The organism is Methylosinus sp. PW1, from assembly GCF_000745215.1.
In the GTDB taxonomy this organism is placed as follows: Bacteria; Pseudomonadota; Alphaproteobacteria; order Rhizobiales; family Beijerinckiaceae; genus Methylosinus.
Genome location: NZ_JQNK01000008.1, coordinates 364,633 through 384,797, shown reverse-complemented (window position 1 = coordinate 384,797; position 20,165 = coordinate 364,633). Strand labels below are relative to the sequence as shown.

At 60.6% G+C, this 20,165-nt stretch carries 22 protein-coding genes and 3 pseudogenes; 14 read left to right on the top strand and 11 right to left on the bottom strand.

Annotated elements, in window-relative coordinates:
- The first annotated feature begins 70 nt into the window (after window positions 1-70).
- The 6 genes from arsB to tnpB (K369_RS07405) all read left to right on the top strand — a co-directional run bounded on the left by arsB (window position 71) and on the right by tnpB (K369_RS07405) (window position 4,268).
- On the top strand, window positions 71-1,108 hold the full coding sequence (gene arsB / locus K369_RS07425) for an ACR3 family arsenite efflux transporter (protein WP_036290292.1): 1,038 nt from the start codon (window positions 71-73) through the stop codon (window positions 1,106-1,108).
- A gap of 20 nt (window positions 1,109-1,128) precedes the next feature.
- Window positions 1,129-1,710 carry a class I SAM-dependent methyltransferase gene (locus tag K369_RS07420; RefSeq protein WP_198033067.1) on the top strand — a complete coding sequence of 194 codons (582 nt, stop codon included), beginning with the start codon at window positions 1,129-1,131 and terminating at the stop codon, window positions 1,708-1,710.
- Complete coding sequence (locus K369_RS27380) at window positions 1,704-1,985, top strand: hypothetical protein (RefSeq protein ID WP_210165048.1); 282 nt, start codon at window positions 1,704-1,706, stop codon at window positions 1,983-1,985. Before K369_RS07420 ends, K369_RS27380 begins: the two co-directional genes overlap by 7 nt.
- 93 nt (window positions 1,986-2,078) lie before the next feature.
- Entirely contained in the window at window positions 2,079-3,554 is a 1,476-nt protein-coding gene (locus tag K369_RS07415) for an IS4 family transposase (RefSeq protein WP_245278129.1), read from the top strand.
- A gap of 100 nt (window positions 3,555-3,654) precedes the next feature.
- On the top strand, window positions 3,655-4,026 hold the full coding sequence (locus K369_RS27915) for a transposase (RefSeq protein WP_051949130.1): 372 nt from the start codon (window positions 3,655-3,657) through the stop codon (window positions 4,024-4,026).
- Window positions 4,023-4,268, top strand: a complete 246-nt coding sequence (tnpB, locus tag K369_RS07405; RefSeq protein WP_084570480.1) for an IS66 family insertion sequence element accessory protein TnpB — start codon at window positions 4,023-4,025, stop codon at window positions 4,266-4,268. Before K369_RS27915 ends, tnpB (K369_RS07405) begins: the two co-directional genes overlap by 4 nt.
- A gap of 4 nt (window positions 4,269-4,272) precedes the next feature.
- Here tnpB (K369_RS07405) and K369_RS07400 read toward each other — a convergent pair whose 3' ends face one another.
- The 4 genes from K369_RS07400 to K369_RS28185 form a co-directional block, all read right to left on the bottom strand.
- Window positions 4,273-6,357: a recombinase family protein gene (locus K369_RS07400; protein WP_036286503.1), complete on the bottom strand. Its 2,085-nt coding sequence runs from the start codon at window positions 6,355-6,357 to the stop codon at window positions 4,273-4,275.
- Window positions 6,354-6,668, bottom strand: coding sequence for a hypothetical protein (locus K369_RS07395; RefSeq protein ID WP_036286502.1), 315 nt, complete (start codon window positions 6,666-6,668; stop codon window positions 6,354-6,356). The genes K369_RS07400 and K369_RS07395 overlap by 4 nt, the downstream gene beginning before the upstream one ends.
- Complete coding sequence (locus K369_RS07390; protein WP_036286500.1) at window positions 6,665-7,117, bottom strand: helix-turn-helix domain-containing protein; 453 nt, start codon at window positions 7,115-7,117, stop codon at window positions 6,665-6,667. The genes K369_RS07395 and K369_RS07390 overlap by 4 nt, the downstream gene beginning before the upstream one ends.
- Window positions 7,118-7,306: 189 nt before the next feature.
- On the bottom strand, window positions 7,307-7,672 hold the full coding sequence (locus K369_RS28185; RefSeq protein ID WP_371033302.1) for a DUF5372 family protein: 366 nt from the start codon (window positions 7,670-7,672) through the stop codon (window positions 7,307-7,309).
- On the opposite strand from K369_RS28185, the gene tnpB (K369_RS27095) reads away from it, so the two are divergent.
- The 6 genes and pseudogenes from tnpB (K369_RS27095) (at window position 7,621) to K369_RS28175 (ending at window position 13,263) form a co-directional block, all read left to right on the top strand.
- The gene (gene tnpB, locus K369_RS27095) at window positions 7,621-7,773 is read left to right on the top strand and encodes a transposase (protein WP_245278130.1); all 153 of its coding nucleotides are present in this window, start codon (window positions 7,621-7,623) and stop codon (window positions 7,771-7,773) included. The two genes, K369_RS28185 and tnpB (K369_RS27095), sit on opposite strands and share 52 nt — an antisense overlap.
- Before the next feature lie 65 nt (window positions 7,774-7,838).
- Window positions 7,839-9,467, top strand: a complete 1,629-nt coding sequence (locus K369_RS07385) for an IS66 family transposase (RefSeq protein ID WP_036290287.1) — start codon at window positions 7,839-7,841, stop codon at window positions 9,465-9,467.
- A 170-nt stretch (window positions 9,468-9,637) separates the two neighbouring features.
- Window positions 9,638-11,113, top strand: coding sequence for an IS4 family transposase (locus K369_RS07380; protein WP_245278129.1), 1,476 nt, complete (start codon window positions 9,638-9,640; stop codon window positions 11,111-11,113).
- A gap of 130 nt (window positions 11,114-11,243) precedes the next feature.
- Window positions 11,244-12,719, top strand: a complete 1,476-nt coding sequence (locus K369_RS07375; RefSeq protein WP_245278129.1) for an IS4 family transposase — start codon at window positions 11,244-11,246, stop codon at window positions 12,717-12,719.
- A gap of 91 nt (window positions 12,720-12,810) precedes the next feature.
- A pseudogene (locus tag K369_RS28180) lies at window positions 12,811-12,999 on the top strand (hypothetical protein); the annotation flags it as partial.
- A complete protein-coding gene (locus K369_RS28175; protein WP_371033312.1) occupies window positions 13,000-13,263 on the top strand; it encodes a hypothetical protein in 264 nt (87 codons plus the stop codon).
- On the opposite strand, the pseudogene K369_RS25420 reads toward K369_RS28175, so the two are convergent.
- Window positions 13,153-13,704 (bottom strand): annotated as a pseudogene (locus K369_RS25420) (DsbA family oxidoreductase); the annotation flags it as partial. The gene K369_RS28175 and the pseudogene K369_RS25420 sit on opposite strands and share 111 nt — an antisense overlap.
- A 54-nt stretch (window positions 13,705-13,758) precedes the next feature.
- Between K369_RS25420 and K369_RS07360 the strand changes: the two are divergent.
- Window positions 13,759-14,961 (top strand): IS256 family transposase, encoded by a 1,203-nt coding sequence (locus tag K369_RS07360; RefSeq protein WP_036289621.1) that lies wholly within the window; start codon window positions 13,759-13,761, stop codon window positions 14,959-14,961.
- Between the two features lie 40 nt (window positions 14,962-15,001).
- Here the strand turns inward: K369_RS07360 and K369_RS27595 are convergent.
- The 4 genes and pseudogenes from K369_RS27595 to K369_RS07340 form a co-directional block, all read right to left on the bottom strand.
- Window positions 15,002-15,199 (bottom strand): annotated as a pseudogene (locus tag K369_RS27595) (DsbA family protein); the annotation flags it as partial.
- Entirely contained in the window at window positions 15,186-16,112 is a 927-nt protein-coding gene (locus tag K369_RS07350; RefSeq protein WP_036290281.1) for an oxidoreductase, read from the bottom strand. The pseudogene K369_RS27595 and the gene K369_RS07350, both read right to left, overlap by 14 nt.
- Window positions 16,113-16,264: 152 nt before the next feature.
- On the bottom strand, window positions 16,265-16,909 hold the full coding sequence (locus tag K369_RS07345) for an NAD(P)-dependent oxidoreductase (RefSeq protein WP_036289617.1): 645 nt from the start codon (window positions 16,907-16,909) through the stop codon (window positions 16,265-16,267).
- 93 nt (window positions 16,910-17,002) lie between these two features.
- Complete coding sequence (locus K369_RS07340; protein ID WP_036289615.1) at window positions 17,003-17,623, bottom strand: FMN-dependent NADH-azoreductase; 621 nt, start codon at window positions 17,621-17,623, stop codon at window positions 17,003-17,005.
- A gap of 86 nt (window positions 17,624-17,709) precedes the next feature.
- On the opposite strand from K369_RS07340, the gene K369_RS07335 reads away from it, so the two are divergent.
- Window positions 17,710-18,087, top strand: coding sequence for a helix-turn-helix domain-containing protein (locus tag K369_RS07335; RefSeq protein WP_036289613.1), 378 nt, complete (start codon window positions 17,710-17,712; stop codon window positions 18,085-18,087).
- Window positions 18,088-18,231: 144 nt separating this feature from the next.
- On the opposite strand, the gene K369_RS07330 is transcribed toward K369_RS07335, so the two are convergent.
- Window positions 18,232-19,005, bottom strand: coding sequence for a site-specific integrase (locus K369_RS07330; protein WP_245278128.1), 774 nt, complete (start codon window positions 19,003-19,005; stop codon window positions 18,232-18,234).
- Between the two features lie 523 nt (window positions 19,006-19,528).
- Window positions 19,529-20,164, bottom strand: coding sequence for a GIY-YIG nuclease family protein (locus K369_RS26310; protein WP_156967785.1), 636 nt, complete (start codon window positions 20,162-20,164; stop codon window positions 19,529-19,531).
- Window position 20,165 lies beyond the last annotated feature (1 nt).

Below are 20,165 nucleotides of genomic sequence, written 5' to 3'. Positions count from 1 at the left end.
AAGTCCGATGGAACTGCGCGCAACTCCGGTCGCCACGGCGCCGGATCGAAGCCAATCCGCGACGCCCGCCATGGGCGCTTTCGAGCGCTATCTCACTCTCTGGGTCGCGCTCTGCATCATCGTCGGCATCGCGCTCGGCCAAGCCGCGCCTGTCGTTTTTCACACCATCGGAGAAGCGACGATCGCGCAAGTGAATTTGCCGGTCGCGGCGCTGGTGTGGCTGATGATCATCCCCATGCTGCTGAAGATCGATCCCGCCGCTCTAGCGCAAGTGCGCGAGCATTGGCGCGGCATCGCCGTGACCGTCGGCATCAATTGGCTGGTCAAGCCGTTCTCGATGGCGCTGCTCGGCTGGCTGTTCATCGCGCATCTGTTCCGGCCCTTTCTGCCGGCCGATCAGATCGACGCCTATATCGCCGGCCTCATTCTGCTGGCGGCGGCGCCCTGCACGGCGATGGTGTTCGTGTGGTCCAATCTCGTCGACGGCGAACCGCATTTCACTCTGTCGCAGGTCGCGCTCAACGACACGATCATGATCGTCGCCTTCGCGCCGCTGGTCGCTCTGCTGCTCGGCCTGTCCTCCATCGCCGTGCCCTGGGGCACGCTACTGCTGTCGGTCGGCCTCTATATCATCGCGCCGGTGATCGCATCGCAACTCTGGCGCCGCGCGCTGCTGGCGAAGGGCGGCGCGGCGGCGCTGGCGGCGACGCTTCGCGTGCTCGGACCGCTCTCGCTCGTGGCGCTGCTGCTCACGCTCGTCATTCTGTTCGGCCTGCAAGGCGAGGAGATCATGCGTCAGCCGCTGGTCATCGCGCTCTTGGCGACGCCGATCCTGATCCAGGTCTATTTCAACGCCGGGCTCGCTTATCTCCTCAATCGTCGCCTCGGCGTCGAATGGTGCGTCGCCGGCCCTTCGGCGCTGATCGGCGCCAGCAATTTCTTCGAGCTCGCCGTCGCGACGGCGATCGCCCTGTTCGGCTTCCAGTCGGGCGCCGCGCTCGCGACCGTCGTCGGCGTGCTGGTCGAGGTGCCGGTCATGCTCTCCGTCGTCCATATCGTCCGCAGCTCGCGGACATGGTACGAGAGCGCCGGCGCCGCACGCGCCTGAGCGAGAATCGGAAAGATCGAATGAACGAACTGGAAGCCGCAAAAGCGAAAGCCGCCGCCTACAATGCCGCCGCCGACTATTTCGATCACCCCGTCAGCTCATTCTGGCATCGTTTCGGACGTGAGACCGTCGATCGCCTGAGTCTTTCTCCCGGCGCATGCGTGCTCGATGTCTGCTGCGGCAGCGGCGGATCGGCCTTGCCGGCCGCGGAGCGCGTCGGGCCGAATGGCAAAGTGATCGCCGTCGATCTCGCCGAACGCTTGATCGAACTGGCCGCGGCGAAGGCGCAGAGCAAAGGCTTCGACAATATCGAGTTCCGCGTCGCCGACATGCTCGCCCTCGACTATCCGGACGACGCGTTCGATGCGGTCATTTGCGTGTTCGGCGTCTTTTTCGTGCCCGATATGACCGCGGTGGTCCGGGAGCTGTGCGCATGGTTCGTCCAGGCGGCCGGCTCGCCATCACGACTTGGGGTCCAGACCTGTTCGAGCCCGCGAACAGCGCCTTCTGGAGCGCGATACGGCAAGATCGCCCCGATCTTTATCGGGGCTTCAATCCATGGGACCGCATTTCCCAACCGGCGGGTCTGCGCGAAATGCTGAGCGCCGCAGGCGTGAGTGGAGCCGATATAGTACCGGAAGCAGGCCGTCATCACCTCCAGTCGCCGGACGATTGGTGGGCGATCGCGATGGGCAGCGGCTATCGCGGGACGCTCGCGCAGCTCGACTTCGAGACTTTTTCGCGTGTCAGAGAGACAAATCTGTCTCTCCTGCGCGCGAGCGGCGCGACGTCGATCGAGACGAACGTCCTTTATGCCGTCGCCGCGAAAAGATCGGTAAGGCTCCGCCGAAGCTTTCAATTACCCACAAGTAGCTGACTCAGTGGGCGGATTTGTGGAAGAAGAAAGTTGAATCGGATGAATCGGTTGTGATTCGTTATCGAGCACCGAATCGCTTGCGCGAGGTGCTCCATGTCCTCGAAGACCGCTTTTTCCAAGACTTTCTGCCGTCCAAGAGCTGGGAGATCAGGGCCGGCGCCGCATTGGACTGAGCGCGAGGTAGACGAAGCCGCTTTCAAAGATCCCCGTCTCGGACGACGATGCGCTGAGGTTTTGAAGCAGATCGGCGACGCCATGGGCGAGAGCATCCCGTACGCCTGCCAGGACTGGGCGAACACCAAAGCCGCCTATCGGTTTCTTTCGAACGCGCGCGTTGATGAGGGCGACATTCTCAGCGGTCACTTCGCCGCGACGCGCGCCCGCTGCGATAAATTCGAAGGCCCGATCTTGTTGCTCCAGGACACCACGGAATTCTCGTTCCAACGCGCCAATGTGAGCGCCGTTGGCGTGACGAAGAGCGTCAACAGTGGGCGCGACAAGCAGGGGCGCATCCGCCATCATACAGTATGCGGAATGCTCATGCATTCGAGTTTAGCGGTGACAACCCAAGGGCTGCCGCTCGGCTTGGCGGCGGTGAAATTCTGGACGCGCAAGAAATTCAGGGGAACCAAGGCGCTGAAGAAGAAGGTGAACCCGACGCGCGTGCCGATCGAAAAGAAGGAGAGCGTTCGGTGGCTCGAAAATTTCCGGCAATCGATCGAGCTTCTCGGGCAGCCGGAGCGCTTCATCCATGTCGGAGACCGAGAGAGCGACATTTTCGAACTCTACTGCCTGACGCGTGATCTCGGCTCGCACTTTTTGGTGCGGACCTGCGTGGATCGGCTGGCGGGCGATGGCGACCACACCATCGCCGACGAAATGGACGCGACGAGGCTCAAGGGGCTGCATCGCATTGAAGTACAGACGGACGACGGCGAGATCGAGAAGATCGTTCTGGAAATCAGGTTTAAGCGCATCATCGTTCAGCCACCCATCGGCAAACAGAAGCGATATCCTGCGCTCGATCTTACTGTCATCCACGCCATCGAACGCGATGCGCCCAAAGGCCGCAAGCCGATCGTCTGGAAGTTGATCACAGATCTGCCTGTGCGCGGGCGCGCCGAAGCGATCGAGAAGATCAACTGGTATGCGATGCGTTGGAAAATCGAGGTGTTCCACAAGGTCCTGAAGTCGGGCTGCCAGGCCGAAGCATCCAAATTGCGCACTGCGGAACGGCTCGCGAACTTGATGGCTGTTTTCTGTATCGTCAGTTGGCGCGTTCTCTGGCTGACCATGTTGGCGCGGGCCGAGCCTGAGGCCTCGCCCTCGATCGCATTCACGGACAAGGAGATCGCCTTGCTCGATCGACTCGTCGGCGATGTCGGCAATCGACGAGCCGAGCACGGGACGCTCAGCTTCTACCTCATAAAGCTCGCTCGGTTGGGCGGCTATCTCGCGAGGGCCGGCGACTCGCCGCCGGGAAGCATTGTTATCTGGCGCGGCCTCGCGCGCCTAACCGACATCGAGATAGGCGCAGAGGCAGCGCTGAGTGCACTTGTGGGTAATTGAAAGCCGCCGAAGGCCGTCTGGCGATTGGGGCGGATGGTGTCGATAGTTGCGCGCGTGGCGCGGGGATCGTGTCCACTATCGATGATGGACACTATCTCCGATGATCGAGGCGGATGAAGACGGTGCGGCGGGTTTCAAGGGCCGGCGTCGCAATTGGAAGAAAGACGAGAAGCGCCGCATTGTCGCGGAGAGCTTGGAGGAAGGCGCGTCGGTGGCGGAAGTCGCACGGCGCTATGGCCTGAACGCGAATCTACTGTTCACCTGGCGTCGGAGGTTCGCGGCCGGCGATAGCGGCGAGCCGCCGGCGATCTTGCCGGTGACGATCACGTCGACGCCGGCGATGGCTCTCTCGTCGGCGCCCGACACCATCGGCCGGATGGAGATCACGCTTTCCACGGGCGAGAGAATCATGGTCGGCGCGGATGTCGACGCCTCGGCCTTGGCGCGCGTGGTCAAGGCGTTGCGGCGATGATCCCGGTCTCGGCGGACGCGCGGGTCTGGCTCGTCACCGGCCATACCGACATGCGCAAGGGCTATGCGAGCCTGGCGCTGATCGTTCAGGAGACGCTGCGCCGCAATCCCAATGGCGGACATTTATTCGTCTTTCGTGGGCGCCGCGGCGATCTGGCAAAAATTCTCTGGCATGACGGCCAGGGCCAATGCCTATTCGTGAACGATCTGCATTCATACTACACCTCTTCCAGCTTCAGCTGATCGTTTATGCCGCGCTGGTGTTTTGTGCGCGGGCAGCGGCTCGGTCAACGAGACGGTTCCATCGGCTGCATTGTTTTTGCGGTACGTCTTTGTCGGGAATTTCGTAGAGGCAAAAGTGCCCGTTGTAGGAATGCCCGGTGACGAGGCCATGTTTGACCCAGCTCGTGAGGGTGGTCTCGTGGATATTCAGACGCGCCGCGGCTTCCTTCTTGGTCAGCATTCCCCGCTCTCTCAGTCGATCGTAACGGGGACGCAGTTTGTATTCGTGAACGAGATAGGCAACCCGTTTGGGGGTGAAGCGGGCGTCGTGGCGCCCGCGGCGCGCAGCCTCGCCCGGGCGATATCCTTGCTGGTTGAGGAGTTCGGCGATCTCGGAATAGACGTGGTCGTCGAGCAGCTTGTCGACCAGTTCGACGATGCCGGGCTGTGTCTTGATCTGCTGGGCGGACGATTTCGGGCTCGAGGTCGTGAGCGTCTGGATTTTGCCGCCCTTGAACCGAACATGAACCTTGGTGGTTCCTTCCGCCTGTAGCTTGACGAGGGTGACGTCTTCGATGACGTGGGCGAGCAGCCGCTTGCGTTCTCGGTTTGGGGTATCGGGATCAGCCCAAAGCTTCTTGAAGTCCACCGTCATGGCGATGAGCCGCTTACGGATGGCGTCGTCAAGAACGAATTGATCGTGCTCGTGGGCGCGCTGGCGCTCCTCGCGGGCGTTGGCCAATATGCGGAGTTTGTCGTTCCACTCGCCTTCGAGCGTGTCGGCGACGAGGCGATTGTTGGGGTCGACCAGCATGAAGCGGCGCTGAGCGAGATCGGCTTCGGTTTGGGCGCGCTCGATCGCACGGCAACGCAACCGGTCGGCTTCCTCATGACGCGCCTGAATCTCCCTGCGCACTTCGAGCGCCAGTTCGACGGCCAACGGCGTCATCTCGTCGGCAATCAGCATGCCGACAGCTTGATCGACGGGAGGTCCGGCGATCGACTGGCACGAGGGTTCGCCGCGATAGTTGTGGGGGCGATCGCAAACATACCACGCCTCCTGTCGGCCCCGCCGGGCGGCATAGCGGACCCTAAAATGCCCGCCGCATCGACCACAGATGGCCCGTCCTTGCAGCAGCGCCGGGCCTTCTCTCGGAATTGACGTTCGCGCCGCGTCATAGCCATGGCCGTTCGCCTTGAGAACCTTCAAGTTCTCCTGGTGCCGCTCCCAACTGATATAGCCGGGATGGGCGCCGGGAATGCGGGCCAGCCAATCGTCATCGTCTCTGGCGCGCACGGTTTTCTTGCCCTCGATCGTGCGCCGGAACTGTCGTCGGCCATAGGTGTAGGCGCCGGCGTAGCGCGGATTGGTTAGGACGCGCATCGCCGTGGAAGCCGTCAGTGGCCGAAAGACCGTCTCGCTGTTGTGCAGGCGCGAGGGGAATAGAAGACCTTCCTTGCGAAAGGTCTTGACGGTCTGGGACGCGGAGCCGACGCGCGAGAAGGTCTCGAAGAAATGAGCGATTGTCTCCCTGACCTGGAGGTCCGGATCCAGCGCCACGTTGCCGGAGAGGTCATAGACCAGCCCGGTCGGCAGCGGGCAGCGGAACTCGCCACGCTTCGCCTTGTTGAGGATACCGCCGCGCAGCCTCGCCTTGATGACATGGAGTTCGGCTTCGCTCATCGTACCCTTCAAACCCAACAAAAGCCTGTCGTTGAAGCTAGCCGGATCGTAGACGCCATCCTCGTCGAGGATCAGGGTGTCGGCAAGGGCGCAGATCTCCAGCAGGCGCTGCCAATCGGCGTTGTTGCGCGCCAGACGGGAGACTTCCAGGCCCATCACGATTCCGGCGCGTCCCAGGCCGACATCGCTGACCAGTCGCTGGAATCCCTCGCGCCAAGCCGCCGATGCGCCGGACTCGCCCTGATCGTTGTCGATGACGATGATCTGCTCGTCGCGCCAACCCAGGGCGACAGCGCGTCCGCGCAGCGCATATTGCCGCTTGGCGCTCTCGGCGTTCTCGACGACTTGCCGCATCGACGACTGGCGGATGTAGAGGTAAGCGCCGCGTTCGAGATGGTGACGCTGAACTTTGATCTGTGCGTTCATGGGAATATCCCCTCATGTAAGCCAGCGTGGTTTGTGCCGGCGGCGATTGTCGCGAGCACATGAACGACGGCGCCGCGCCCGCCCGGCCTCGATGAGACGAACGGGCGCTGGTCGATCGGTTCTGGAGTGGGGTCTGCCGCCGCCGTCAGCGCCTTCGCCCATCCCCACATCCCACGGCGCAGAAACAGCATGAGGCCGCTGCGGGCCATGAGCGGCAGCGCTTCGCCGAGAGCGGCGGCGCGCAGCACCTCGTAATCGGACGCAAGAGCCGACGACGGGATCGAACAAGTCGAGGTCGCGGCGATGTTCACCGGCCCGTTTTTTTTAACGCCCGCTCGATCGTTCTCGGATGAAGCTCGACATTGAGTTCGTTGCGGACCAGCCTGGCGAGTTCCCGGGCGCGAACAGGTTCGCCAGGAACCAGTCGCGCCTTCAGGAAGACCATGATGTCGTCGTCGAGCTTGTGGGGACCGCGGGGGCCTGGCTTGGCCTGGACCAGGCCGGCAATCCCGGCGGTGTCGAAGTTCGCCTTGGCCTGATAGTAGGTCGGCCTGGAGACGCCGTATTCGTCGGCAGCCTCCGTGATCGACAACTTGTCGACGGAGACGCGGCGCAGCATCTCGTATTTGACCTGCACGGCGTCGTGCGGATCGAAGAACTCGCCGCCGCGGAACTTCGGATCGCGCACCTTGTCCGGGGTGGGATTGAATGTGCCCTCCTCGATGAGGGCGTCCCTCTTCGATCGCTTGCTGTCGGGCATCGCTGGCGCCGGGCGCGTGATTCGATATTGACGTAAACATATTTACGCCGCCATCTGAACCAGCGTCAAGACCGCGCCTACCATTTTCCGCCAGCTTATGATCGATATTGTGCAGCTTTTTGTCCATGAGAATCACGTTCGGGGAAGGATTGCGGCGCAATCTGCTTTACAATGGCGGCATAATTGCCTTTACATACCGCTTCGCGGCCGCCTCACTGATTTGCCACTGAGGCGGCTAACCAGATCGGCAAGCTCCAGGAAATCGGAAACCCGCAAAAGCGATTGCCCATGACCCATGACGACGTCCGGGTCGGGGCTCGCAACATCAGTCCATCCCGGGGGGAGCGACCAAACGGCGCCGTTGCGATCTTGCAGCAAAAGCCGTTCGCCATATCGGTTGTAGCGCCTGCCGACGCACGGCAGTTGCTGAGCAAACAGAGGATGAAACGGATGCGTCACCAGCACTAACTGCTGAGCTGTGCTTGGGGCGGCTGCATTCTCTGGTGAGTTACAAGCGCTTGGAACGTGGACGTTTTCTTTGGCCTTCGGCCTCATCCGGCGCAGTGACGATCAGCTCTGCGCAGCTCGGCTATCTTCTTTCCGGCATAGACTGGCGTGCTCCACAATACACATGGAGGCCGGAGGCGGCAGGCTGAGATTTTTCAAGGGATGGGCAGCGATAGGCCTTGCCAGCGCGCGCCATTGTGATTCGATCGTGATCATGAGCGCCGCCGATTCTATTCCCGACGATGTCGAGGCTTTGAAGGCGATGCTCCGCGACAGAGATGCGGAGCTGGCGCAGGCGCGCGCGACAGCTTCGAATGCGACCGCTCTGATCGCGCATTTGCAGCTCTCGATCGAGAAGCTTCGACGCGAGCTCTATGGAGTGCGCAGCGAGCGCAAGGCGCGGCTGCTCGAGCAGATGGAGCTCGAGCTCGAGGAGCTCGAGGCCGACGCCGCCGCGGACGATCTCGCCGCCGAACAAAAGGCCGAAGCGGCGAAGACGACAGCGGTCCGCGCCTTCTCGCGAAAGAAGCCGTCGCGCCAGCCCTTTCCGGCGCATTTGCCGCGCGAGCGCATCGTTCTTGCGGGGCCGACGGCATGCGCGTGCTGCGGTGGAACGCGTCTGCACAAGCTCGGCGAGGACGTGACCGAGACGCTCGAGATCGTTCCGCGGCAATGGAAGGTCGTCCAGCATGTGCGCGAGAAGTTCACCTGCCGCGACTGCGAGAAGGTCAGCCAAGCTCCCGCGCCCTTTCATCCGTTGCCGCGCGGCTTTCTGGGACCGAGCCTGTTGGCGATGATCCTGTTCGAGAAGTATGGACAGCATCAGCCGCTGAATCGACAATCGGTGCGCTATGCTCATGAGGGCGTGGATCTGAGCCTGTCGACGCTCGCCGATCAGGTCGGCGGCTGCGCCCTGCTGCTGCGGCCGCTCTACGATCTCATTCGCGATCATGTTTTCGCCGGCGCGCGCGTGCATGGCGACGAGACGACCGTTCCGGTCCTCGCAAAGGGCAAGACGCGCACCGGGCGGCTGTGGACCTATGTGCGCGACGACAAGCCCTTCGGCGGCGCCGATCCGCCAGCGGCGGTCTTCTTCTACTCGCGGGATCGCACCGCCGAGCATCCAGAAAGCCATTTGGCGCATTTTTCCGGGATCCTACAGGCCGACGCTTATGCCGGATTCAACCGGCTCTATGCGCCGCAGAGGTCGCCGGGGCGGATCATGGAAGCGGCATGCTGGAGCCATGGGAGGCGCAAGTTCTTCGTGCTCGCGGACATTGCCGCCAACGCTCGCAACAAGGCGCTCGGTAAGCAGACTGCGATCGCGCCTCTGGCTCTGGAGGCGGTCAAACGTATCGACGTGATCTTCGACATCGAGCGCGAAATCAATGGCCGCCCCGCCGCGGAGCGTCTGGCCGTTCGCCGAGAGCATGTCGCGCCGCTCGTCACCGAGCTCGAGGCATGGATGCGCGGCGAGCGGGCGCGGTTGTCGCGTCACGCCGAGGTCGCCAAGGCGATGGACTACATGCTCAAACGATGGAGCGCCTTCGCGCGCTTTCTCGACGACGGCCGCATCTGCCTGACGAACAACGCCGCCGAGCGTGGACTGCGCGGAATTGCTCTCGGAAGAAAATCATGGTTGTTCGCCGGCTCAGATCGCGGCGGTGAACGCGCCGCTGTGATCTACACGCTGATCGCCTCCGCAAAACTCAACGGCGTCGACCCACAGGCTTGGCTCGCCGATGTGCTGGCCCGCATCAACGATCACAAGATCAAAGATCTCGCCGCCTTGCTGCCGTGGCGTTGGGCCGCCGCCCAGCAAGCCAAAAAAGTCGCCGCCTGACCCGCGCGCAGCCGTCACTGGCCGAAAATGATCAACCGGCGTGCCTCACCGGCTTTCAATTACCCACAAGTAGCTGACTCAGTGGGCGGATTTGTGGAAGAAGAAAGTTGAATCGGATGAATCGGTTGTGATTCGTTATCGAGCACCGAATCGCTTGCGCGAGGTGCTCCATGTCCTCGAAGACCGCTTTTTCCAAGACTTTCTGCCGTCCAAGAGCTGGGAGATCAGGGCCGGCGCCGCATTGGACTGAGCGCGAGGTAGACGAAGCCGCTTTCAAAGATCCCCGTCTCGGACGACGATGCGCTGAGGTTTTGAAGCAGATCGGCGACGCCATGGGCGAGAGCATCCCGTACGCCTGCCAGGACTGGGCGAACACCAAAGCCGCCTATCGGTTTCTTTCGAACGCGCGCGTTGATGAGGGCGACATTCTCAGCGGTCACTTCGCCGCGACGCGCGCCCGCTGCGATAAATTCGAAGGCCCGATCTTGTTGCTCCAGGACACCACGGAATTCTCGTTCCAACGCGCCAATGTGAGCGCCGTTGGCGTGACGAAGAGCGTCAACAGTGGGCGCGACAAGCAGGGGCGCATCCGCCATCATACAGTATGCGGAATGCTCATGCATTCGAGTTTAGCGGTGACAACCCAAGGGCTGCCGCTCGGCTTGGCGGCGGTGAAATTCTGGACGCGCAAGAAATTCAGGGGAACCAAGGCGCTGAAGAAGAAGGTGAACCCGACGCGCGTGCCGATCGAAAAGAAGGAGAGCGTTCGGTGGCTCGAAAATTTCCGGCAATCGATCGAGCTTCTCGGGCAGCCGGAGCGCTTCATCCATGTCGGAGACCGAGAGAGCGACATTTTCGAACTCTACTGCCTGACGCGTGATCTCGGCTCGCACTTTTTGGTGCGGACCTGCGTGGATCGGCTGGCGGGCGATGGCGACCACACCATCGCCGACGAAATGGACGCGACGAGGCTCAAGGGGCTGCATCGCATTGAAGTACAGACGGACGACGGCGAGATCGAGAAGATCGTTCTGGAAATCAGGTTTAAGCGCATCATCGTTCAGCCACCCATCGGCAAACAGAAGCGATATCCTGCGCTCGATCTTACTGTCATCCACGCCATCGAACGCGATGCGCCCAAAGGCCGCAAGCCGATCGTCTGGAAGTTGATCACAGATCTGCCTGTGCGCGGGCGCGCCGAAGCGATCGAGAAGATCAACTGGTATGCGATGCGTTGGAAAATCGAGGTGTTCCACAAGGTCCTGAAGTCGGGCTGCCAGGCCGAAGCATCCAAATTGCGCACTGCGGAACGGCTCGCGAACTTGATGGCTGTTTTCTGTATCGTCAGTTGGCGCGTTCTCTGGCTGACCATGTTGGCGCGGGCCGAGCCTGAGGCCTCGCCCTCGATCGCATTCACGGACAAGGAGATCGCCTTGCTCGATCGACTCGTCGGCGATGTCGGCAATCGACGAGCCGAGCACGGGACGCTCAGCTTCTACCTCATAAAGCTCGCTCGGTTGGGCGGCTATCTCGCGAGGGCCGGCGACTCGCCGCCGGGAAGCATTGTTATCTGGCGCGGCCTCGCGCGCCTAACCGACATCGAGATAGGCGCAGAGGCAGCGCTGAGTGCACTTGTGGGTAATTGAAAGCCGGTGAGGCTTTCAATTACCCACAAGTAGCTGACTCAGTGGGCGGATTTGTGGAAGAAGAAAGTTGAATCGGATGAATCGGTTGTGATTCGTTATCGAGCACCGAATCGCTTGCGCGAGGTGCTCCATGTCCTCGAAGACCGCTTTTTCCAAGACTTTCTGCCGTCCAAGAGCTGGGAGATCAGGGCCGGCGCCGCATTGGACTGAGCGCGAGGTAGACGAAGCCGCTTTCAAAGATCCCCGTCTCGGACGACGATGCGCTGAGGTTTTGAAGCAGATCGGCGACGCCATGGGCGAGAGCATCCCGTACGCCTGCCAGGACTGGGCGAACACCAAAGCCGCCTATCGGTTTCTTTCGAACGCGCGCGTTGATGAGGGCGACATTCTCAGCGGTCACTTCGCCGCGACGCGCGCCCGCTGCGATAAATTCGAAGGCCCGATCTTGTTGCTCCAGGACACCACGGAATTCTCGTTCCAACGCGCCAATGTGAGCGCCGTTGGCGTGACGAAGAGCGTCAACAGTGGGCGCGACAAGCAGGGGCGCATCCGCCATCATACAGTATGCGGAATGCTCATGCATTCGAGTTTAGCGGTGACAACCCAAGGGCTGCCGCTCGGCTTGGCGGCGGTGAAATTCTGGACGCGCAAGAAATTCAGGGGAACCAAGGCGCTGAAGAAGAAGGTGAACCCGACGCGCGTGCCGATCGAAAAGAAGGAGAGCGTTCGGTGGCTCGAAAATTTCCGGCAATCGATCGAGCTTCTCGGGCAGCCGGAGCGCTTCATCCATGTCGGAGACCGAGAGAGCGACATTTTCGAACTCTACTGCCTGACGCGTGATCTCGGCTCGCACTTTTTGGTGCGGACCTGCGTGGATCGGCTGGCGGGCGATGGCGACCACACCATCGCCGACGAAATGGACGCGACGAGGCTCAAGGGGCTGCATCGCATTGAAGTACAGACGGACGACGGCGAGATCGAGAAGATCGTTCTGGAAATCAGGTTTAAGCGCATCATCGTTCAGCCACCCATCGGCAAACAGAAGCGATATCCTGCGCTCGATCTTACTGTCATCCACGCCATCGAACGCGATGCGCCCAAAGGCCGCAAGCCGATCGTCTGGAAGTTGATCACAGATCTGCCTGTGCGCGGGCGCGCCGAAGCGATCGAGAAGATCAACTGGTATGCGATGCGTTGGAAAATCGAGGTGTTCCACAAGGTCCTGAAGTCGGGCTGCCAGGCCGAAGCATCCAAATTGCGCACTGCGGAACGGCTCGCGAACTTGATGGCTGTTTTCTGTATCGTCAGTTGGCGCGTTCTCTGGCTGACCATGTTGGCGCGGGCCGAGCCTGAGGCCTCGCCCTCGATCGCATTCACGGACAAGGAGATCGCCTTGCTCGATCGACTCGTCGGCGATGTCGGCAATCGACGAGCCGAGCACGGGACGCTCAGCTTCTACCTCATAAAGCTCGCTCGGTTGGGCGGCTATCTCGCGAGGGCCGGCGACTCGCCGCCGGGAAGCATTGTTATCTGGCGCGGCCTCGCGCGCCTAACCGACATCGAGATAGGCGCAGAGGCAGCGCTGAGTGCACTTGTGGGTAATTGAAAGCCTCACCGGATGCTTACAAAGATCGTCTCCTCTGTGATGCTCGTCCGGCGGCCAAAGTTGGCGATCGCGACCGCCTTAACGCTTAGACGTGCTGCGCCACAGCCTCGCTCCCGCGGCCGAACCCTCGAGGGCTCGCCAGCGAGACCTTGATTGCAGTGCAATCATTGCCTATTTTGCTGACGATGTTGGAGGCTGTCGTGGCAAGCATCACAATCCGCAATCTGGACGACGATTGAAGCGCCGCTTACGCGTGCGCGCCGCTGAACATGGCCGCTCCATGGAAGAAGAAGCGCGGGAGATCCTGCGTCGCGCGATCGGCGGCGTCATCGCGCCGAAGAATCTCGGCCAAGCAATTCACGCCCGCTTCGCCGCTATCGGCTGCGTGGAGTTGGAGCTGCCCGCACGCGGCCCGATGCGCGAACCGCCGCTGCTAGCCAGACGCGGCGACTCCAGCAGCTTCACGAATGGCCCGTGCAATCTCGTCTTCGCTGCGTCCACCGTTGATGGCGATGCGCCCGCCGAAGACGAAGTGAGGAACTGACCGGACCCCGGCCGCCGTCGATCGGGTCGCCTCCCGCTCGACACGTCGGTGTTGCTCTGGATCGAGCGCTATCGCGCGGGCTTCTTCGCGTTCGAACCCATAGGCCACGGCGACGTCTGCGAGGATATCGGCGTCTGAGATGTTCTTTGCTTTCAGAAAATGGGCATCGGTGATCGCGACCGCGAGCTGATGCTGCGTACCTCGCGCTCGCGCCGCAAGGATCAACCCGTGCGCTGCCTGCGTCCGGTAAGTCCAAGGTTGGCGGCTCAGGTCGAGGTCAAGGCCGGACGCCCGAGCCTCCGCCTCAGGCCGGGCGAACGACGCCTTCGGATCTGTCACGCCATAGCGCGAGCGGAGAAGATCGGGAATGTAGAGGCCCTCCGCTGGCGCATCGGGGAGCAAAAGGACCGGGTGCTGACGGATATCCACGTCCAGCTCAGGGGACTGTCAGGAATCTTGTGTGCGGGGCCATAGTAGAACCGCAGGAGGCGGGCTATGGCGATCAAGAAGGACACACTGGACCAATTGCTGTCGGGACGCGATCCGAAGGAGGTTTTTTCCAAGGACGGCCTGTTCGACGAGCTGAAGAAGGCGCTGGCGGAACGGGTTCTGAACGCCGAAATGGACGACCATCTCGAGAGCGAAGCGGCGGCGGGTAAGGCGAACCATCGCAACGGCTATTCGAAGAAGACCGTGCTGACCGAGACGTCGAAGATCGACATCAGAGTTCCGCGGGACCGGGAGGGGAGCTTCGATCCCAAGCTGATCGCGCGCTATCAGCGCCGCTTTCCCGGCTTCGACGAGAAAATCGTGTCGATGTATGCGCGCGGCATGACGGTGCGCGAGATCCAGGGCCATTTGCTCGAGCTCTACGGCCTGGAGGTCTCGCCCGATCTGATCTCGACGGTCACCGACGCCGTGCTGGAGACCGTCGCCGAATGGCAGAACCGGCCGCTCGAGGCGATGTATCCCTTGGTTTTCTTCGACGCCCTGCGCGTAAAAATCCGCGATGAGGGCCTGGTTCGCAACAAGGCCGTCTATGTCGCGCTCGGCGTCACGCCGGACGGAACCAAGGATATTCTGGGCCTTTGGATCGAGACCTCGGAGGGCGCCAAATTCTGGCTTCGGGTGATGAACGAGCTGAAGAACCGCGGCGTCGGCGACATACTGATCGCCGTTGTCGACGGCCTGAAGGGCTTTCCGGAGGCGATCAATGCGGTGTTTCCGCAGACGACCGTGCAGACCTGCATCGTGCATCTCATTCGAAACTCGATGGAATTCGCTTCATACAAGGACCGCAAGGCGATCGCCGGCGCGCTGAAGACGATCTATCGCGCCCCGACCGCCGAGGCGGCTCGCGAAGCTCTGGAGGCCTTCGACGGCGGCCATTGGGGCAAGAAATATCCGTCGATCGCGCAGGGCTGGCGGCGCAATTGGGAGCAGGTCATCCCGTTTTTCGCCTTTCCGATCGCGATGCGACGGATCATATACACGACGAACGCCATAGAATCCTTGAACGCGAAGCTGCGGCGCGCCGTGCGAACGAGAGGGCATTTTCCGACCGATGACGCGGCGATGAAGCTCCTCTATCTCGTCTTGCGCCAAGTCGCGGGAGAGTGGAAAATGGCGCCTCGCGAATGGTGCGAGGCGAAAAATCAATTCGCCATCATGTTCGATGATCGCTTCGTCGCGGCGTGATGGGAACCCGGCCCCGCACACAAGATTCCTGACAGTCCCCCAGCTCAGGGAAACGTTCCGCCAGGACCTTATCGAGACGGTGATGCCCGATGATGCACCAAGGACAGGTGATCTCGGTGTAAAGATCGATTTGCAGCATAGTGTCATCCTTCTGATCGTTGAACCGACAGTCTTGGATTAATCTGACCCGTTTCGCGTCGACGGCGGCGCCTTCCATCCCTAAGTCATGACGGGCCATTGACGGGAGGCAAGCCAGGGTCAATCCCGGTCATCGTGACGGACACATCCCATAGTCGTTTGGCGAACTGCGGATTCCTCGCCTCCTCAGAGGGAACACCTTCACCGGAAGGACCTCGCAGCCCAGATAATCCCGTCGGCCCGTAGTAACCGCCGGGCTTTATTCGCCCGGTCGCTGCGTGCAGCGCGCCCCAGGCGCCCATGGCGGGCTTGGCGAATAGCAAGCCGATCAGGGACATCGCCATGTTGCCCCACCAGCTGCCGCGGGCGAGGTTCGTTCCGACAAGACCCGGATGGCAGGCCACCGCCGTTACCGGCGCTCCTGCCGCCCTCAGCCGCCGGTCCAGCTCGAAGACGAAGAGCAGGTTCGCGAGCTTGCTGGCGCCATAGCGCGGGAGCCATTTGTAGTCCTTCTGCGCGTCAAGGTCTTCCCATTCGATTTTCGCGCCCTTGTGCTGCCCGCTGCTCGTGACGACGACGCGCGACCCCGGCGTTTCCATGAGCGTGGGCAGCATGAGCGCGCTGAACGCGAAACAGCCGAGATGGTTGACGCCGAACGTCTGCTCGAAGCCCTGCGCTGTGTGCTTCAGCGTCGGCCCCTGCACGCCGGCATTGTTGATGAGCGCGTCAACACGTGGCTCCTTGGCGGCGAGTTCAGCCGCCCGTCGCACACTCGCCAAATCCGCCAGGTCAAGCGGCAGGAACGCGAGCTCAGCTCCCGAAGTCTTTTGACGAATCCGGCTCATCGCGGCTCTCGCCTTCGCGTCGTCGCGGCAGGCGAGAAGCACCCGCGCACGCCGCGACGCCAGCGCGCTCGCCACTTCGAAGCCTATGCCCGTATTGGCCCCCGTGACGATGAAGCACTTGCCTGACTGATCGGGCACATCGGCGTTCGTGAATCCCTCGGATGGCACAGATTTCTCCTCCCTCTCGACGCGCATTTGGGTCTGTCGCTCCTGAACGCCGCTCCGAACGCACTTGAAGTTACGGGCGGCCATGCCGAATCGAGTGGTGCATCGGCGGCAGTCGCAGCGCGCATGCCCGCAAATTGATGAGCCATCCGCCCTCAGCTGCGATCGGCTATCCCGGGCGCAGCGCGCACGAACTCCTTGGCTGCAACCTGATCGACCAGGAATTTCGCGAGATTCCCGCGGGACAGCTTCATGCCGAGCTTCGTCTTGCCGTACCAGCCGACGTCCACTTGACCTGTTGCGGGCCCATCCTTGAGGTTGGGAATCCGAACCAGGGTCCAATCGAGGCGTGAGTTGCTCACCAGTTCAGCGGTCGCCTTGATGTCATCCTGGGCGTTGCGAACGATTATCTTGAACAGCATGACGAACGCTTGCGACTTGAAGTCGAAACCGTCCTTCGGATCACGATATATGGCCGTCGAAATCTGAATGAGGCGACGAACGTTCAGCTCTTCCATGACAGAAATGACTGTGCTGACGCCGCGCATAATCGGCCGCCTCTCGCGCGCTTTCAGACTGTTTGGTCCCAGCGCGCTGATCGCTGCGTCTGCGCCCGCGATGCACGCCTTGATCGCTTCCCGATTGTTCAGGTCACCAACGATGACCTCGATCTTGCCGCCGAAGGCCGATAACTTTCCGGCATCCCGCGTGTAGACGGACAGCTTATATCCTCGCCGGAGCGCCTCTTCGATAATGTGTCTGCCGGTTGGTCCGGTCCCTCCAAAGAGAGCAATCTTCATCTCATCTTCCTTGCAGTCTTTTGGCTTGGATCAACTGCTCTGGCTGCTGACGTGCATGTCGCGCTCACAGCCTGAGCAGCCGACCGGCCGCCTTCAGGCGGCCTTTTCCAAGACCGAGCGAACCTGGGCTTCGGTGGCGGCGATGGCGGCCTTGGCCGCCTCAGGACCGAAGACGGTGCCTTCCACGCGGACGATTTCGATGTCGGTCAGGCCGATGAAGCCCAAGAGGTGGCGCAGATAGCCGGTCTGGAAATCAAAGGGGACCCAGTCGCCTTCCGAGAAGACGCCGCCTGCGGCAGTGACCAGATAGACCTTCTTGCCGGTCAGCAATCCCTGCGGCCTGCCGGCTGCGCTATAACCAAAGGTCACGCCCGGCCAAGTGATATGATCGAACCAGGCTTTGAGCTGCGACGACGGGCCGAAATTGATCATGCCCGAACCCAAGACGATCACGTCAGCAGCCTTCACCTCATCGACGAGCTCCTGGGCAAGGCCGACCGCTTTGACCTGCTCGGGCGTGCGCGCCTCGGGGGTCGCGACGCGGCCGTGAATATAGGCCTGCGTGATATGCGGCGGTGGGTTGAACGAGAGATCGCGAGTCAAAAGGGCGCCGCCCAAGCGAACCTTGAAGCCTTCGGCGATCTCGGTCGCGAAGCGGGTGGACAGGCTCTCGGCGCCACGAGGGCTCGATGTGACGAGGAGGATGTTGGTCATGGTTGCTCCGACCTGAACAGGGTAGTAAACTCTTGTTACCAACACTATTAAGGTGACTACCAAGTCCCTCGCAAGAAGGCACTCCAATGACACTTAGTGACATTGATTTTCCTACCCCCAGCAAAGGTGACGACTGCCGGATGGTTCGGGAAATCCTTGATCTCGTCGGCGACAAATGGACCCTGTACATCATCGCAACGCTCAAAGATGGACCAATTCGGTTCAATGAACTGCGGCGTCGGATCGACGGCATCTCACAACGGATGCTGACGATTACCTTGCGCGGACTGGAACGTGACGGGTTAGTGAAGCGGACATTGTTTCCTACTATTCCGCCGCGCGTTGATTATGAGTTGACGAATGTGGGACGGACGCTTCTTGCGCCCGTAATGGCTCTCGTTACGTGGGCGAACAGCAATCAGGAGAACATCCAAAACGCTCGCGTTCGATACGATGCAAGCTAGTTGGCAGCGGACTTTCACTTATCCAATTTGCACGCTATGGCACGCTATTGCCGCACAGGCAGAGCTGGGGTCTTCCGACGCGCACGATCTATCGTCTTCTATCTCTCAGGGGTGTTGGTTCCCACAGCCCATCGCGCACGGATTTCACGCCGCCACACCACTCTTCCGGGCATGCAACTGCTCGGGTTTGAGATGCGTATATCGTCGAAGCATCTTCCAGTCTCGATGCCCTGTGACGAGCGCCACCTGCTCGATCGAAAAGCCCGCCTCGAAAAGGCGACTTGCGCCTTCATGCCGTAAATCGTGAAAATGTAGGTCGGAAATCTTGAGGGCGCGACATGTCCGACGAAACGCCATCCCTACCGACCGGCTGTTATACGGAAAAATTCGACCCTTGCTGCTTTTCGAGGCTTCCTTCTGCTCGTGAACGAGAGCGCATGCGTCATAGCCGCTCACGTCGAGAAGCGGAATCTTCTGATTGTTTCCCGACTTCCGGCGCGGGTCTTTCCGATCTCTGACGAGAAGCATCTTATGGTCGGGATCGAAGTCGTCCCAAGCGACGCGGCAAATTTCATCGAGGCGCATCGCGGTCGCGATCGCGATCCGCACGATCCTTCCCAATGGAATTGTCAGCTTCGGCGTCACATCGGCTCGCGCGATAATGCGATCGATTTCGTCCGGCGTCGGCCGGCGATCACGTTCGTTTCCTTTCCCGACCAATCCCAGACGGTTCAGCGCGATGCGCGCGAGATCGGTCGGCTCCGTCGAAAGCTGGATGCCGTGAACCGCCGCTGCGTGCGACAGGATCGTTTTGACATAGCCGAGGTCGATGCCGAGCGTGACGGGACCGGCTCCTTCCTTCGCTCTATCGCGACCGAATTGAATGAGCCGCTCTCGATCCAGCTCCGAAATCTTCAATCGGCCAAGGCGACGCTCGAGAAAGTCGAGGCTCGCGGCCTTCGACCGGCCGATCCGCTTTCCGACTTCCGCGAGGTCGTCTCTATGGAGCCGGACGAGATCGCCGAATGTTCGCGCCTCCTTGCGCGCCCGCTTCGACGGCGACTCGCCGCGGTCGATCCGGCGCTCTATGTCGAGCGCCCACTCCTCGGCGTCGCGCCGGCGGAGAAACGTCTCGTTGACGTATTTCCCCTTGCGTCGAGCTCGAGCGCGCCAGGAGCCGGATTTGAGCCTCGTGAAGGTCGCCATTTCGTGTGCGCTCTGTGTGCACTGAGAAGTCGAAAAGGAGCGAAAAGTGTCGTATCGAGGCGGACTGGAGAGTGCGCACGCTCCGACCTCTGGCCTCGAGACCAGGATGATATCGCCTACAAATCAAGAGATTAGATTCTCCATTGCCCCGATGATGGATGGGAACCGGCGTCGCGGTAGTCTCTTAATTTTCAATCGTGTATGAAATGCTCAGCGTAAATTGTCATGCACACAGTCATGCACCATCGCTACATAGCAACCGACGCTTCTTCGACGCGACAACGGTGCCATTGAAATTTAGGCGTGGGCGGAGTATCCCTATATAGTAGCACTCTGCCCAGTTTAGCTCTTTTTCATCATACATTAGATATGATATCATAAGCTTCATATTTAGCCTTTCGTGGACTCCAATACGAAGCCTTTTGTTTAGGTTTTTGCTCTGTCCAACATATACAACTACATCTCCGCTCCATAAAAAATATATTCCTGATAAACTAGATATACCGGCTCCATCCTTAGATGGCCTTATTAAATAAGTAGATACAATTTTGTATTCGTTATTAATCGAGCCATACAACGATAATTTTCTTCTAATGTCACTATCTATTTCCTTTCTCCTGCTATCCATAGCATTTATATTATCTATAGAGTTCATTATCTTATAATCAGAAATATCTTTATGCCTAACATCTCTATTGCTTGTATGTATTTTTTTAAGGTCTCGCTCCCTGCTATCCACCCATTCATTAGCTAGCTCAACGCTGTTGAATGTGCGTGATTCGCGCACATATCCATCTATTTTTCTGATAAAAATCTGCGCCATAAAGGCGACAGAGCCATCCTTTCTAGGTCTGCAAACCACAGTCGCCATG